Raw genomic sequence first — 15,005 nt, 5'->3', positions numbered from 1 at the left:
ATTTTTGCCGGTAAATTGAGCGAAAAAGGGCGTAGAGAGAGGATGAACGGCAGACATCGGGAAAAATCTGCTGGACGCTAGTTAAAATTGGTGTGATAACTTTTGTGATTCGAACCCCGTGCCGCACGGCAAGTAAGGAGCCCGAGATGGCGACGTTTTTGAGCGAAGATTTCCTGCTGGACAACGAATTAGCCCGGCGCTTGTATCACGATTATGCGGCGCCGCAGCCGATTTTCGATTATCACTGCCATTTGCCGCCGCAGCAGATCGCGGAGAATACCCGCTTCAGCAACCTCTACGATATCTGGCTGCGGGGCGATCACTACAAATGGCGGGCGATGCGCACTAACGGCGTGGCGGAGCGGTTATGCACCGGCGATGCGGGCGATCGCGAGAAATTCGACGCCTGGGCCGCCACGGTGCCGCACACCATCGGCAACCCGCTCTATCACTGGACGCATCTGGAGCTGCGTCGGCCGTTCGGCATCACCGGCACGCTGCTGTCGCCGGCCACGGCGGATGAGATCTGGCAGCGCGGTAATGCGCTATTGGCGCAGGATGCGTTTCGCGCGCGCGGCATCATGCAGCAGATGAACGTGAAAATGGTCGGCACCACCGACGATCCGATCGACGATCTGCGCCACCATCGGGCGATCGCCGACGATCGTGGCTTCGATATCAAGGTATTGCCGAGCTGGCGGCCGGACAAGGCTTTCACCATCGATGCGCCCGGCTTCAACGACTATCTGCGGCAGTTGGAGGCGGCGGCGGACACCGCCATCGGCCGCTTCAGCACGCTGTGCGACGCGCTGTACAAGCGCATGGATCACTTCGCCGCCCACGGTTGCAAGGTGGCCGATCATGCGCTGGACGTGGTGGTGTTCGGCGAGGCCGATGAAGCGACGTTGGATGCGATCCTGCTGCGCCGCCTGAACGGCGAGCTGCCGACGCCGGAACAGAGCGCCCAGTTCAAAAGCGCGGTGCTGCTGTTCCTGGCCGGCGAATACCGGCGCCGCGGCTGGGTGCAGCAGTATCACATCGGCGCGCTGCGCAATAACAACAGCCGCATGCTGGCCGCCGTCGGGCCGGATATCGGCTTCGACTCGATCAACGATCGGCCGCTGGCGGAACCGCTGTCGCGGCTGCTGGATGCCCAGGCGCGGCAGGGGGGCCTGCCGAAAACCATTCTCTACTGCCTCAACCCGCGCGATAACGAAGTAATCGGCACCATGATCGGCAATTTCCAGGGGGAAGGCACGCCGGGCAAGATGCAGTTCGGCTCCGGCTGGTGGTTCAACGATCAGAAGGACGGCATGCAGCGCCAAATGACGCAGCTGGCGCAGCTCGGGCTGCTGAGCCGCTTCGTCGGCATGCTGACCGACAGTCGCAGCTTCCTGTCGTATACGCGCCATGAATACTTCCGCCGTATCCTTTGCCAGATGATCGGTCGTTGGGTGGCGGACGGCGAAGCGCCGGCGGATATCGCGCTGCTGGGCGAGATGGTGAAAAACATCTGCTTCGACAACGCCAAAGACTATTTCGCCATTGAACTGGCGTAGCCGTTATCCGGGACCGGTTTATGCAAAGTACGATAAAGATTCATGAGCAGGATAACGTGGCGGTGGCGCTGCGCGATCTGGCTGCCGGAGAGTGCGTTGAGCTGGAAGGCGCGGTCATCCAACTGGCGCAGCCGGTGGCGCGCGGGCACAAATTTGCGCTCGGCCCGATCGCCGAGGGCGAAGACATCATCAAATACGGCCAGCCGATCGGCCATGCGCTCGCGGCCATTGCGCCTGGGGAGCACATTCATTCGCAAAACGTCAAAACCAACCTGAGCGATCTGGACAGCTACCGTTACCAGCCGCAGTTCCCGACGTTGCCGCCGCAGGCGGCGGATCGCGAGGTGCAGCTGTACCGCCGGGCCGGCGGCGAAGTGGGGATCCGCAACGAGCTGTGGATCGTGCCGACCGTCGGCTGCGTCAACGGCATCGCCCGTCAGATCCAACAGCGCTTTTTGCAGCAAACGCAGGCGGACGGGATCGACGGCGTTCACCTGTTCAGCCATCCGTTCGGCTGCTCGCAGCTGGGGCAGGATCATGCCAATACTCGCATCATGCTGCAAAATCTGGCGCGCCATCCCAACGCCGGCGCGGTGCTGGTGATCGGGCTGGGTTGCGAGAACAATCAGGTGGATGCCTTTCGCGCTACGTTGGGGATAGAGGACGAGCGGCGGCTGCGCTTTATGGTGTGCCAACAACAGGACGACGAAGTGGAGGCCGGGCTGGCGCTGTTGCACGAGCTGTACCGGGAGATGCGCCACGATCGCCGCGAGCCGGGCCGCCTGAGCGAGCTGAAGTTCGGCCTGGAGTGCGGCGGTTCGGACGGATTGTCGGGTATCACCGCCAACCCGCTGCTGGGGCGGTTCTCCGATTATGCGATCGCCAACGGCGGCACCACGGTGCTGACCGAAGTGCCGGAGATGTTCGGCGCCGAGCGCATTCTGATGAGCCGCTGTCGCGATGGGGAGACCTTCGGCAAAACCGTCGACATGATCAACGATTTCAAACGCTATTTCATTGCCCATCAGCAGCCGATTTATGAGAATCCGTCGCCGGGCAACAAGGCCGGTGGCATCACCACGCTGGAGGAGAAGTCGCTTGGCTGCACCCAAAAGGCGGGGCTAAGCCAGGTGGTGGACGTGTTGAAATACGGCGAGCGGCTGCGCGTGCCGGGGCTGAATCTGCTCAGCGCGCCAGGCAACGATGCGGTGGCGACCAGCGCGCTGGCCGGCGCCGGCTGTCATATGGTGCTGTTCAGCACCGGGCGCGGCACGCCGTACGGCGGCTTTGTGCCGACGGTGAAGCTGGCGACCAACAGCGAGCTGGCGGCGAAGAAACCGCACTGGATCGATTTCGACGCCGGCGGCCTGGTTCACGGCATGGCGATGGAGACGTTGCTCAGCCGCTTCATCGACCTGATTGTCGAGATCGCCAACGGGCGTCCGGCGCGTAATGAAACCAACGACTTCCGCGAGCTGGCGATATTTAAAAGCGGGGTGACGCTGTAAGGCTGATAAAAAAGGCGCTCGAGGGAGCGCCTTTTTGATGAGGCAAGGCGGGGTTAACGCACCTTCAGCGGGTCTTCGTTCGCCAGCCGCTGGTCTTCCGCCTGGCAGGCCGCGGCGGTGAACAGCACGTCGGTGGAGGAGTTGAGGGCGGTTTCCGCCGAATCCTGCAGCACGCCGATGATAAAGCCGACCGCCACCACCTGCATCGCCACGTCGTTCGGAATGCCGAACATGTTGCACGCCAGCGGGATCAGCAGCAGCGAGCCGCCGGCCACGCCGGAGGCGCCGCAGGCGCAGAGGGCGGCCACCACGCTCAGCAACAGGGCGGTCGGGACGTCTACCGCGATGCCCAGCGTGTTTACCGCCGCCAGCGTCAGCACGGTGATGGTGATCGCCGCGCCGGCCATGTTGATGGTGGCGCCCAGCGGGATGGAAACCGAGTAGGTGTCCTCATTCAGGTTCAGCTTTTTGCACAGCTCCATGTTCACCGGGATGTTGGCGGCGGAGCTGCGGGTGAAGAAGGCGGTCACGCCGCTCTCGCGCAGGCAGGCGAACACCAGCGGATACGGGTTGCGGCGGATCTTCCAGTACACGATCAGCGGGTTGAGCACCAGCGCTACCAGCAGCATGCAGCCGATTAACACCATCAGCAGTTGCGCATAGCCCCACAGCGCGCCGAAGCCGGTTTCCGCCAGCGTAGAGGCCACCAGGCCGAAGATGCCGAGCGGCGCACAGCGGATCACCGCGCGCACCACCAGCGTGACCGCATGGGACATGTCGTTGATCAGCCCCTTGGTGGTTTCGGAAGCGTGGCGCAGCGCCAGCCCCAGCCCGACGGCCCACGCCAGAATGCCGATGTAGTTGGCGTTAATCAGCGCATGGAATGGGTTGGCCACCACGCTCATCAACAGGCCCTTCATCACCTCCACAATGCCGCCCGGCGGGGTAATGTCGGTCGCGCCGGTGGTCAGCGCCAGCGTGGAAGGGAAGATAAAGCTGACGACGACCGCTACCAGCGCTGCGGCGAAGGTGCCCAGCAGGTAGAGGAACAGGATCGGGCGAATGTTGGTTTTCTGCCCCTGTTTATGGTTGGCGATCGAGGCCATCACCAGAATCAGCACCAGCACCGGCGCCACCGCTTTCAGCGCGCCGACGAACAGGGAACCGAGCAGGCCGACCGCCGCCGCGGCCGCCGGCGAAACCAGCGCCACCAGAATGCCGGCCACCAGGCCGGCCATGATTTGTTTGACCAGGCTGCCCTGCGTGATCTTTTGTAGTAGTTTTTGCATAGTGCTTTCTTCCTGATGTTATCTGGCCGCCGCGGCGGGAACGACGCCGGGCAGCTTTATATGATTCTGTAACTAAGTGTGTTTGCCGAATCAGTATTCAGCAATCGAATGAGGTTGGAAAGAGGCGAGGGTGAAATTCTGAGCGCGGATCAACACTTGATAACATACTGGTTACATTTGTGTGATCGCAATAACGTTTGGCGTTTTGGGGGAATTGCCAAACAATCGCGGGGCGGCTAGCGCCCCGGATAACAGATTATGGTTATTTCTTCGCCAGGCGATCGTTGCGGCGATTGATCCAGGCGTTGATCAGCAAGGTGAGCGTCAGGATGCCCGCCACCACGCCGAGCGATATGCCGATCGGGATGTGGAAGAAGTCGATTATCAGCATCTTGATACCGATAAACACCAGGATCACCGACAGGCCGTATTTCAGCATCGAGAAACGTTCCGCCACGTTGGCCAGCAGGAAGTACATGGCGCGCAGGCCCATGATGGCGAACAGGTTAGAGGTCAGCACGATGAACGGATCGGTGGTCACGGCGAAGATCGCCGGAATGCTGTCCACCGCGAAAATCACGTCGCTCAGTTCCACCAGGATCAGCACCAGCACCAGCGGGGTGGCGAACAGGATGCCGTTGCGGCGCACGAAGAAACGCTCGCCTTCCAGGCTGTCGGTCATGCGCAAGCGGCTGCGCAGCCATTTCACCAGCGGTTTGTCGCCGATCGCCGAGTCATCTTCCTTCGCCAGCGCCATTTTAATACCGGTGAACAACAGGAAAGCGCCGAACAGATACAGCAGCCACTGGAACTGGCTGACCAGCCAGCTGCCGGCGAAGATCATGATGGTGCGCAGCACGATTGCGCCCAGTACGCCGTAGATCAGCACCCGCCGTTGCAGGTTGGCCGGCACGGCGAAGTAGCTGAACAGCATCAGCCAGACGAACACATTATCTACCGCCAGCGCTTTTTCGATCAGGTAACCGGTCAGGAAGGCCAGCGCCTGGGTATCGGCGACGGCGCGCCCGGCGGTTTCATTCAGGTAGTACCAGAAACCGAAGTTGAACAGCAGGGAGAGGCTGACCCACACCAGCGACCAACTGGCTGCCTGCTTCATAGTCATGGTGTGCGTGCCTTTACGGCCCTGCAACAGGAGATCGATTGCGAGCATCACGACTATGACGGCGGCGAAGCTGCCCCATAACCACGGTGTGCCAACGGAATTCATCATCAGAGGTATCCTTCAAAAACAAAAACGGCCAACGTCGGAAGACGCCAGCCGCTCTGTGAACGCTGCAAGCAAACCTCGCCTTCCGGCAAGGTCTCACTTACAACGTTGATGAAGGTGGTTACACCTTTGACATCAGGTTGCCCGGTAACCGGATGCTTGCGCATCGTAATGACGATTGACCGGCAATGAAGTTACTCCCCTTTGCAGAGCAGAAAGTAATGCAAAATGTGTCGGCGGTCAACGTGAATCGCGTTAGCCGGCCAACGCTTTTTGCGCGCCTAGGCTGACGACGAATCCCTGCAGCAGCAGGCGGCTGAACGGCGTGTCGCTAACCTGTTGTTGTTGCTGGTGGTAGCGGGCTTGCTGCTCGGGATGCCGCTCGCCGAGCCACTGCAGATACTGGCTCATCACCGCGCCGTTGAATTCCGGGTGGAACTGGGTGGTCAGGGCATGATCGCCATAGCGCAGGATCTGGTGCGCGTCCTGCTGCGAACGCGCCAGCGTCTGCGCGCCGGCGGGCGGCGTGAGCACGCTCTGCGAGTGGATCAGGTTGGCTTTGAAGCGCGGCGGCAGCAGGGTGAGCCGCCGATCGTCGGCCGCGGCGGGCAGCAGTTCGATCTCCAGCGTGCCGACTTCCATGCCCTGCGGGTGGTAACCCACTTCGCCGCCGAGCGCGTAGGCCAACAGCTGATGGCCGTAGCAGACGCCGAACAGCGGCAGTTTGATCGCCATCGCCTGGCGCAGCCACTCGGCGGCCTCCTCGCTCCACGGCAGCCGTTCGGTCACCATCGCCGGCGAGCCGGTGATGACCACGCCGCAATAGGCGGCCGGCGGCAACGGCCGTTCGCCGGCGGGCAGATGCACGATGTGCGCGCGTTCGGCGTCGATATTCCCCTGTTGCAGGAACATGCCTTCAAAGTTTGCCAATTCCTGACGAATGGCCTGCGGCGCGTCGCCGGTTTGCATCACGAGCAGCGGTTTCATCTCATTCTCCGTCGGCGGGGAAGACGACGCCGGTCTGGCGGCGGATATCGGTCAGCAGGCGGGCGACGATCAGCGAATTCTCCAGCCCCGGATGTTCCACCTGACGCTTCTCAACCAACTCGGCGAAGGCCAGCGCCTCATACAGCATGGTGTTGATGTGCTGCGGCTGGCTCAGATCCTGGCGGTTGCCGCCGCGCGGCGTCAGCGCCACGCCCTGGCACTCGGAGATTTTGTCGATAATCAGCGTGCCTTCTTCTCCCTGGATCTCGCTGGGGATCGCCGAGTCGCTGACCTTGGAATGGGAAAGCGTGACGTCGAAATCGCCGTAGTTCAGGCAGACGGTGCCGTGGGCGTCCACACCGGTATCGAGCAGCGTGGCGCTGGCGAGCACCGACTGCGGCGCGCCGAACAGCGCCACCGCGCTGGCCAGGCAGTAGTAGCCGATGTCCATGATCGAGCCGTTGGAGAACTGCGGATTAAACGTGTTGGGGTTCTCGCCGGCCAGGTAGCGCGGGTAGCGCGAAGAGTATTGGCAATAGTTGATGAAGGCTTTGCGCAGCCGGCCGATTTTCGGCAATGCCTGTTGCAGCGCCAGAAAATTCGGCAGATAGGCGCTTTTGAACGCCTCGAACAGCACCACCTGGTTTTCCCGCGCGCAGGCTACCAACTGTTCCGCTTCGCGCTGGTTGGAGGCCAGCGGTTTTTCGCAGATCACATGCTTTTTATGGCGCAGGAACAGCAGCGATTGCGGGCAGTGCAGGGAATTGGGGCTGGCGATATACACCGCGTCTATGGCGTCGGACTGGGCCATCGCCTCGAGAGAGTCGAAAAACTGCGTGACCTGATAGTTGGCGCCAAACGCCTGCGCCTGTTCCAGCGAGCGTGAATACACGGCGCTCAACTTGAGTTTGCCGCTTTCATGGGCGGCATCGATAAAACGTTCCGTAATCCAGTTGGTGCCGACGACGGCAAAGCGAATCATGGCGAGCTCCGGTCCAGCCTAAAACCGCAGATTATCACGCCCTCACTCGCTATGCATACAGCTCGCCGAACAGCGAAAGGTGCGTCAGATACAGCCGGGTATCGAACTCCAACTGGTGGTAATCCGGCTCCATATGGCAGCACAGGCTGTAGAACGCCTTGTTATGATCTTTCTCTTTCAGATGCGCCAGCTCATGCACCACGATCATGCGCAGGAACGGCTCGGGCGCGACCTTGAACACCGTCGCCACGCGGATTTCCGCCTTGGCCTTCAGCTTGCCGCCCTGCACGCGCGAGATGGCGGTGTGCAGGCCCAGCGCATGTTTCATGACGTGGATCTTGCTGTCGTAGGCCACCTTGCTCAGCGGCTGGGCGTTGCGCAGATACTGGTTTTTCAGATCGACGGTAAACTGATACAGCGATTTGTCGGTGGTGCAGTCGTGCACCTGCGGATAGCGCTGCAGCAGCACGTCCCCCAGCCGATTCTGATGGATCAGTTGCTGCACCTGGCTTTGCAGATGCGTTGGGTAGCCTTGCAGGTAGGTCAATTCAGACATTCTTGTTCCGTATCAACGGCCATTCAGCCGGTCATTCTATGCTGTTTTTTCGCTCAAATCCTGACATACGCAATTTATCCGAAAAAACATTTTACTGACGGGCGTTTTTAGGGGATAAACAGCCCAAATTTTATCAGTCAGGAGGGGCAATGAGCCAACTCGATCTGGGAACACAGCAACTTGAGCTGGAGCGTTATCCCCAACAGGAAGAATCCACCCAACTGCAGGCGTGGGAAGCGGCGGACGAATATCTGCTGCAACAGCTTGAAAACGTAGATATCGGCGGCCGCCCGGTGCTGATTTTCAACGATAACTTCGGCACCCTGGCCTGTGCGTTGCACGCGCATCGCCCTTACAGCGTCAGCGATTCGTACATGAGCCAGCTGGCGACGCGCCACAACCTCAAGCTCAACGGTCTGGATCCCGAGCAGATCACGCTGCTGGACAGCCTGGCCGAGCTGCCGGCGGCGCCGGCGGTGGTGCTGATTCGCGTGCCGAAAGCGCTGGCGCTGCTGGAACAGCAGCTGCGCGCGCTGCGCCACGTCGTGACCGAAGACACGCTGATCGTTGCCGGCGCCAAAGCGCGCGACGTGCACACCTCGACGATGCAGCTGTTTGAAAAAGTGCTGGGCCCAACGCGCACCAGCCTGGCGTGGAAGAAGGCGCGCCTGATCTTCTGCCAGGCGGCGGACATCGTTCCGCCGGCGGCAGCGGAAACCACCAACTGGACGCTGGACGGCACCGATTGGCTGATCCACAACCACGCCAACGTCTTCTCGCGCGGCAGCCTGGATATCGGCGCGCGCCTGTTTATGGAGCATCTGCCGCGCGGCCTGAACGGCCATATCGTCGATCTGGGCTGCGGCAACGGCGTGATTGGTTTGACGGCGCTGGCGCAAAACCCGGAAGCGCAGGTGACCTTTGTCGATGAATCTTACATGGCGGTGGCCTCCAGCGAGCTGAACGTGGAGCACAACCTGCCGCAAGAGCTGGATCGCTGTCAGTTTGAGGTGAACAACGCGCTGGCGGGCATCGAGCGCGAAAGCGTGCAGGCGGTGCTCTGCAACCCGCCGTTCCACCAGCAACACGCCATTACCGATCACACCGCCTGGCAGATGTTCTGCGACGCCAAGCGCTGCCTGCAGGTGGGCGGCGAATTGCGCATCGTCGGCAACCGTCACCTCGACTACCATCAGAAACTCAAGCGCCTGTTCGGCAACTGCACGCTGGTGGCCTCGAACAAGAAGTTCGTGATCCTTCGAGCGGTGAAATCCGGCGCGCGTCGCTGAGCGTGAATAACAAGGGGCGCCGGGCGCCCCTTTTTTACAGCGCCATCGCCAACCGCGTGCCCTGATCGATCGCGCGGCGGGCGTCCAGCTCGACGGCCACGTCGGCGCCGCCGATCAGGTGCACGGTTTTCCCCATCGCCAGCAGCGGCTGCTGCAGTTCGCGGCGCGGTTCCTGCCCGGCGCAAATGACCACCGTGTCCACCGGCAGGCAGCTGTCTTGCTCGGCGCGGGTGATGTGCAGCCCTTCGTCGTCGATCAGCCGATAGCTGACGCTGTTGAGCATCTTCACGCCGCGCATCGCCAGGCTGGCGCGGTGGATCCAACCGGTGGTTTTCCCCAGGCCTTCGCCCACTTTGCTGGTTTTGCGTTGCAACAGGTAGATCTGCCGGGCGGCGCGCGGCGCCTGCGGCCCTTGCTCCGCCAGCCCGCCGCGCTGCTCAAGGCGCCCGTCGATGCCCCATTCGCGGTTGAATTCCGCCTGATCCAGGCTGCTGGACACGCCGTGCTGGCTGAGGTACTCGGCGGTATCGAAGCCGATGCCGCCGGCGCCGACGATCGCCACCCGCTGGCCGACCGGTTTTTTATCGCGCAGCACGTCCAGATAGCTCAGCACCTTGGCGTGCCCGATGCCGGGAATATCCGGGGTGCGCGGCACGATGCCGCAGGCGAGGATCACCTCATCGAATTCGCTTAAATCCGCCGCTTCGACCTTGACGCCCAGCCTGACCGTCACTTCACGCAGCGCCAGCTGGCGGCGGAAGTAACGCAGGGTTTCATGGAATTCTTCCTTGCCGGGGATCTGCTTGGCGATGTTGAACTGGCCGCCGATCTGCTCGGCGGCGTCGAACAGCGTCACCCGATGGCCGCGGCTGGCGGCGGTGGTGGCAAACGCCAGCCCGGCGGGGCCGGCGCCGACCACCGCCAGTTTTTTCGGCTTTTCCGCCATCGTCAGCGGCATTTCGGTTTCACGGCAGGCGCGCGGGTTGACCAGACAGGAAGTCAGCTTGCCTTCAAAGATCTGATCGAGGCAGGCCTGGTTGCAACCGATGCAGGTATTGATCTCGTCGGCGCGCCCCTCGGCGGCTTTCTGCACAAAGGCGGCGTCGGCGAGAAACGGACGCGCCATCGACACCATGTCGGCGCAGCCGTCCGCCAGCACCTGCTCGGCCACCGCCGGATCGTTGATGCGGTTGGTGGTGATCAGCGGGATGCTGACCTTGCCCATCAGCTTGCGGGTCACCCAGCTGAATCCGGCGCGCGGCACCATGGTGGCGATGGTCGGAATACGCGCTTCGTGCCAGCCGATGCCGGTATTGATGATCGTGGCGCCCGCCTGTTCGATCGCCAGCGCCAGCTGCTCGATCTCCTCCCAACTGGAGCCGTCTTCCACCAGATCAAGCATCGACAGCCGGTAGATCAGAATGAATTCCGGGCCCACGGCCTGGCGTACCGCCCTGACGGTCTCGACGGCGAACCGCATGCGGTTGGTGAAGCTGCCGCCCCATTGGTCGTCGCGCTGGTTGGTGCGCGTCGTCAAGAATTGGTTGATCAGGTAGCCTTCGGAACCCATCACCTCAACGCCGTCATAGCCGGCCTGCTGCGCCAGCGCCGCGCAGCGGGCGAAGTCGGCGATGGTCTGTGCGATCTCCGCTTCACTCAGGGCGCTCGGCGTAAACGGGTTGATTGGCGCCTGCAGCGCGGAAGGGGCTACCAGCTTGGGTTGATAGCTGTAGCGGCCGGTGTGCAGGATCTGCAGCGCAATTTTGCCGCCCGCCCGGTGGACGGCCTCGGTTACCGGGCGGTGGTGGGGCAATTGCGCCTCGCTGTTGAGGATCGAACCGCCGCGAAACACCACGCCCTGTTCGTTCGGGGCAATGCCGCCGGTGACGATCAGCGCCACGCCGGCGGCGGCGCGCTCGGCATAGAACGCGGCCAGGCGCTGCGGGCCGTCGGGCAGCTCTTCCAGGCCGGTATGCATCGATCCCATCAGCACCCGGTTTTTCAGGGTGGTGAAGCCGAGATCCAGCGGCGCCAGCAGGTGAGGGTAATTGCTCATTGCACTCTCCATCGTTCATCCCCCGCCTCTTTCAACCTGCAGCGTTGTTGCCTGCGTTCGCTCGCCCCAGTCACTTACTTGAGTAAGCTCCTGGGAACGCCCGAACTTGCCGCCTGGCTGCAGGTTGAAAGCGATTGGGGATGAGCATCTGTTATTATTATGTGAACACAAGTGGTCGGATGAGATAAATCTAGCCGTTGTCGCGCCGCTTGGGAATCTGCGTTGCGCCGAATGTGATAGATGTCATGAATCTCAGACTCTGTTTGCATAACGAACAAAAGATCGGTTAGCCTTTACGCGTTGCAAAATCCTTCTCTCTGCGGAGCCATTACCGAAAATGAACACCCACACCTGTTGATATCGTGTCCCACGCTGTGCGCTCTCGCGCCCTGTGGGGATGTTTTGATCTCATTCAGGAGTGCTTATGGCTCATTCAGCGCAGTCCCCTTATTTCGTTTTACATCAACTGATCTGCCAATTTGCTGACGGCGAAACGCTGTTCGGTCCGCTGGATCTCGCTTTTGATCGGCAGCGCTGCGGCCTGGTGGGGCGCAACGGCGTCGGCAAAACCCAGCTGCTGCGCCTGATCGCCGGGCTGGATCAACCGGGCAACGGGCACGTCGAATCTCATGCCACAGTAGCTTACGTTGCACAGCAACCGGAGATCGCGCCGCACACCACGCTGGCCCAGCTGTTGGGCTATGGCGAGGCGTTCGCCGCGCTGGCGCGTCTCGAGCAGGGGCGGCCGCTGGCGGACGATATCGATCGTCTGGAAGGGCGCTGGGATCTCCACGATCGCCTGCAAAACGCCTTTGCCGCTGCCGGGCTGCCGGCCTTCGATCCGTTGCGATCCGCCAGTTCGCTGAGCGGCGGCGAGCGGATGCGCGCGGCCCTGTGCGGCGCCTTGCTGGGCGAGGCGGATTTTCTGCTGCTGGATGAACCGACCAACCACCTCGACAACGCCGGGCGCGCCTGGCTGTATCAACAGCTGGATCAGTGGCGGGGCGGGTTGCTGATCGCCAGCCATGACCGGCAGCTGCTGGCGCGCATGGAGCGCATCGTCGAACTGACGCCCGGCGCGCTGCGCAGCTACGGCGGCAACTATGATGACTACCGGCGCCAGCGCGATACGGAGCAGCAGGCGGCGCGCGCCGATCTGGAGCATGCGCGCGAGGAGCGCCGCCGCACCCGCGCTCGCCAACAGAAAGAGCACGACATGAGCCAGCGGCGCTCGGCACAAACGCTGCGCGTCGTCGATACGCTGAATATCGCCTCTTTCGAACGGGTGGCCTACAAGTCGGCGGCGAAGGAGAGCCTCGGCACGCTGCGCAAACAGCATCAGGATCGGCGCGACAGCCTCGATGCGGCAGTGCGCGAAGCCTATCAGCGGGTAGAAGAGGAACAGCCGGTGTTGCTGGCGCTGCCCGGCAGTGAAGTGAACGCAAACAAGCAGGTGCTGGTGCTCGAGCGGCTGCAGTTGCCGTTCGTCAGCGCGCCGCCGCTGGATTTGCGGATCGACGGTCCGATGCGCGTGGCGTTGACCGGCCCCAACGGCTGCGGCAAATCCACCTTGCTGAAGACCGTTCTCGGTCAGTTGGCGGCGCTTTCCGGCCATTGTCATTGCCCGCTGTCGACGGCCTACCTCGATCAAACCCTGTCGCAGCTCGATCCGGGCCTGTCAGTAATGGAACATCTGGGGCTGCAGGATTCGCCGTTGGCGGAAGGGGCGTTGCGCACCCGGCTGGCGCAGCTGCAGCTTGGCGCGGATCGCATCGCGTTGCCGCTGGGCTCGCTGAGCGGCGGAGAACGGCTGAAGGCGGCGCTGGCCTGTGCGCTCTGGCGGCGACAACCGGCGCAGCTGCTGTTGCTCGACGAGCCGACCAACCACCTGGATCTGGCGTCGTCGCTGGCGATCGAAACCGCGCTGGCGGATTTCCCCGGCGCGATGCTGGTGGTGTCGCACGACGAAGACTTCCTGCAGGCGCTGCGGCCGACGCACCGCCTGTACCGACAGGCGGACGGCTGGCGGTTTCAGACCTGGTGAGGCAGGCGGGCGGCGCTCTGACTTAGTGCGGGGCGTTGATGCACGCCAGCAGTTGGGTGAAGGCGGCGGCCATTTGCTCTTCCGGCACGCAGGCAAAGCCCATCAGCAGGCCGCGCCGGCGGTTGGGCAGCATGTAGTAGCGCGACAGTGGCCTCACCAGCACCCCTTGCGCGCCGGCGGCGGCGGCGATCGCCACGTCGTCGGCCTCGTCCGGCAGGTTGAGGATCAGGTGCAATCCGGCGTTGCTGTTGAACTCGCTGAGCGCCTGTTTGCCGAGGTGCCGTTCGATCAATCCGGTCAGGAAGGCGCGCCGCCGGGCGTACAGCAGCCGCATGCGACGGATATGCGCCGTATAGTGCCCCGCCTGAATAAACTCCGCCAACGCGCTCTGGATCAGCAGGTGCCCGCCGCGGTACAGCTCGGCGTGGGCGGTTTTCAGCGCCTGCACCAGCGGCGGCGGCAATACCACATAGCCGAGACGCAGCGCCGGGTAGAGCGTTTTGCTGAAGGTGCCGATGTAGATCACCGGCGCATCGGCTTCCAGCCCCTGCAGCGCCGGGATCGGTTGGCCGGAAAAGCGGAATTCGCTGTCGTAATCGTCTTCGACGATCCAGCCGCCGGCGTTCCGCGCCAGCGCCAGCAGCCGTTGGCGGCGCGCCAGGCTCATCACCGAGCCGAGCGGATATTGGTGCGACGGGGTGACGAAAATCAGGCGGGGCGGCGTCGTTGGCTGCTCCGGCGGCACCAGCCCGGCCTCGTCCACCGCCAGCGGGCAGATGTTCAGCGCATTGATGCGCAGGATATTGCGGATCCCCCAATAGCCCGGCTCTTCGATCCAGGCGTCATCCCCCGGATTGCACAACATGCGCGTCACCAGATCGATCGCCTGATGGATGCCTTCAGTGATCAGGATCTGTTCCGGCGAGCAGCGCACCGAGCGCGCCACCCGTAAATACTCCACCAACGCATGCTGCAGCTCCGGGCTGCCGCCCTGATTGCTGTAGGTCAGCCGCTGCGGCGTCGGGCGGCGGCTGAGGCGCGCCTGGATCTTGCTGAACAGCTGATGAGGAAAGGCGTTGACGTCGGGGACGCCGGGAATGAACGCCCCCCACTGTTTGGGGCTGGCGCTGGCGTGGTGCAGCAGCGTGGCGCCGCGCTCCGACAGTTCGACGCGCCGCGGTTGCCCGCTGCCGTCCGCCGGAGCGCCGCCGGTGGACAGGCAGCTGTCCGGCACCGTGTCGGCGACGAAGGTGCCGCTGCCGGCGCGCGCCGACACGTAGCCCTCCGCCAGCAGTTGTTCATAAACGGTTAACACGGTGTTGCGTGACAGGCTGAGCTCCTGTGCCAGATCGCGCGAGGCGGGCAGGCGGCTGGAGGGCGGCAGGCTGCCGTCGAGAATGCTGGTGCGGATCGCGTTGTAAAGCCGCTTGTGCAGCTTGTCATCGGGCTGTTCGCCGAGGCGCTGCAGCAACAGATCACCACTCAATGAGCGCAATTGGATCCCTCA

General features: G+C 62.7%; 11 protein-coding genes. 4 read left to right on the top strand and 7 right to left on the bottom strand.

Going from position 1 to position 15,005, the window contains the following annotated elements:
• The first annotated feature begins 146 nt into the window (after positions 1-146).
• Together uxaC and ADK28_RS00810 are read left to right on the top strand one after the other, a co-directional pair.
• Positions 147-1,559 (top strand): glucuronate isomerase, encoded by a 1,413-nt coding sequence (gene uxaC / locus ADK28_RS00815; protein WP_048794644.1) that lies wholly within the window; start codon positions 147-149, stop codon positions 1,557-1,559.
• Between the two features lie 20 nt (positions 1,560-1,579).
• Positions 1,580-3,067: a UxaA family hydrolase gene (locus tag ADK28_RS00810; RefSeq protein WP_048794643.1), complete on the top strand. Its 1,488-nt coding sequence runs from the start codon at positions 1,580-1,582 to the stop codon at positions 3,065-3,067.
• A gap of 53 nt (positions 3,068-3,120) precedes the next feature.
• Here ADK28_RS00810 and sstT read toward each other — a convergent pair whose 3' ends face one another.
• The 5 genes from sstT to ADK28_RS00785 form a co-directional block, all read right to left on the bottom strand.
• A complete protein-coding gene (sstT, locus tag ADK28_RS00805; RefSeq protein WP_033639315.1) occupies positions 3,121-4,356 on the bottom strand; it encodes a serine/threonine transporter SstT in 1,236 nt (411 codons plus the stop codon).
• Between the two features lie 262 nt (positions 4,357-4,618).
• Positions 4,619-5,587 carry a TerC family protein gene (locus ADK28_RS00800; RefSeq protein WP_048794642.1) on the bottom strand — a complete coding sequence of 323 codons (969 nt, stop codon included), beginning with the start codon at positions 5,585-5,587 and terminating at the stop codon, positions 4,619-4,621.
• 252 nt (positions 5,588-5,839) lie between these two features.
• Complete coding sequence (locus tag ADK28_RS00795; RefSeq protein ID WP_048794641.1) at positions 5,840-6,571, bottom strand: glutamine amidotransferase; 732 nt, start codon at positions 6,569-6,571, stop codon at positions 5,840-5,842.
• Between the two features lies 1 nt (position 6,572).
• Positions 6,573-7,553 carry a Gfo/Idh/MocA family protein gene (locus ADK28_RS00790; protein ID WP_025304343.1) on the bottom strand — a complete coding sequence of 327 codons (981 nt, stop codon included), beginning with the start codon at positions 7,551-7,553 and terminating at the stop codon, positions 6,573-6,575.
• Between the two features lie 49 nt (positions 7,554-7,602).
• Positions 7,603-8,109: a M48 family metallopeptidase gene (locus tag ADK28_RS00785; RefSeq protein WP_004937154.1), complete on the bottom strand. Its 507-nt coding sequence runs from the start codon at positions 8,107-8,109 to the stop codon at positions 7,603-7,605.
• A 149-nt stretch (positions 8,110-8,258) separates the two neighbouring features.
• On the opposite strand from ADK28_RS00785, the gene rlmG reads away from it, so the two are divergent.
• Complete coding sequence (gene rlmG, locus ADK28_RS00780) at positions 8,259-9,398, top strand: 23S rRNA (guanine(1835)-N(2))-methyltransferase RlmG (protein WP_048794640.1); 1,140 nt, start codon at positions 8,259-8,261, stop codon at positions 9,396-9,398.
• 34 nt (positions 9,399-9,432) lie between these two features.
• On the opposite strand, the gene ADK28_RS00775 is transcribed toward rlmG, so the two are convergent.
• Positions 9,433-11,454, bottom strand: coding sequence for an FAD-dependent oxidoreductase (locus ADK28_RS00775; protein WP_048794639.1), 2,022 nt, complete (start codon positions 11,452-11,454; stop codon positions 9,433-9,435).
• Positions 11,455-11,878: 424 nt separating this feature from the next.
• Between ADK28_RS00775 and ADK28_RS00770 the strand changes: the two genes are divergently transcribed.
• On the top strand, positions 11,879-13,498 hold the full coding sequence (locus tag ADK28_RS00770; RefSeq protein WP_048794638.1) for an ABC-F family ATP-binding cassette domain-containing protein: 1,620 nt from the start codon (positions 11,879-11,881) through the stop codon (positions 13,496-13,498).
• A gap of 22 nt (positions 13,499-13,520) precedes the next feature.
• On the opposite strand, the gene ADK28_RS00765 is transcribed toward ADK28_RS00770, so the two are convergent.
• Complete coding sequence (locus ADK28_RS00765) at positions 13,521-14,993, bottom strand: PLP-dependent aminotransferase family protein (RefSeq protein WP_048794637.1); 1,473 nt, start codon at positions 14,991-14,993, stop codon at positions 13,521-13,523.
• Positions 14,994-15,005: the final 12 nt, after the last annotated feature.

Source organism: Serratia sp. 506_PEND (assembly GCF_001076875.1).
Taxonomy (GTDB): Bacteria; Pseudomonadota; Gammaproteobacteria; order Enterobacterales; family Enterobacteriaceae; genus Serratia; species Serratia marcescens.
The sequence above is the reverse complement of the archived record's forward strand: the minus strand, read 5'-3'. Positions and strand labels throughout refer to the sequence as shown.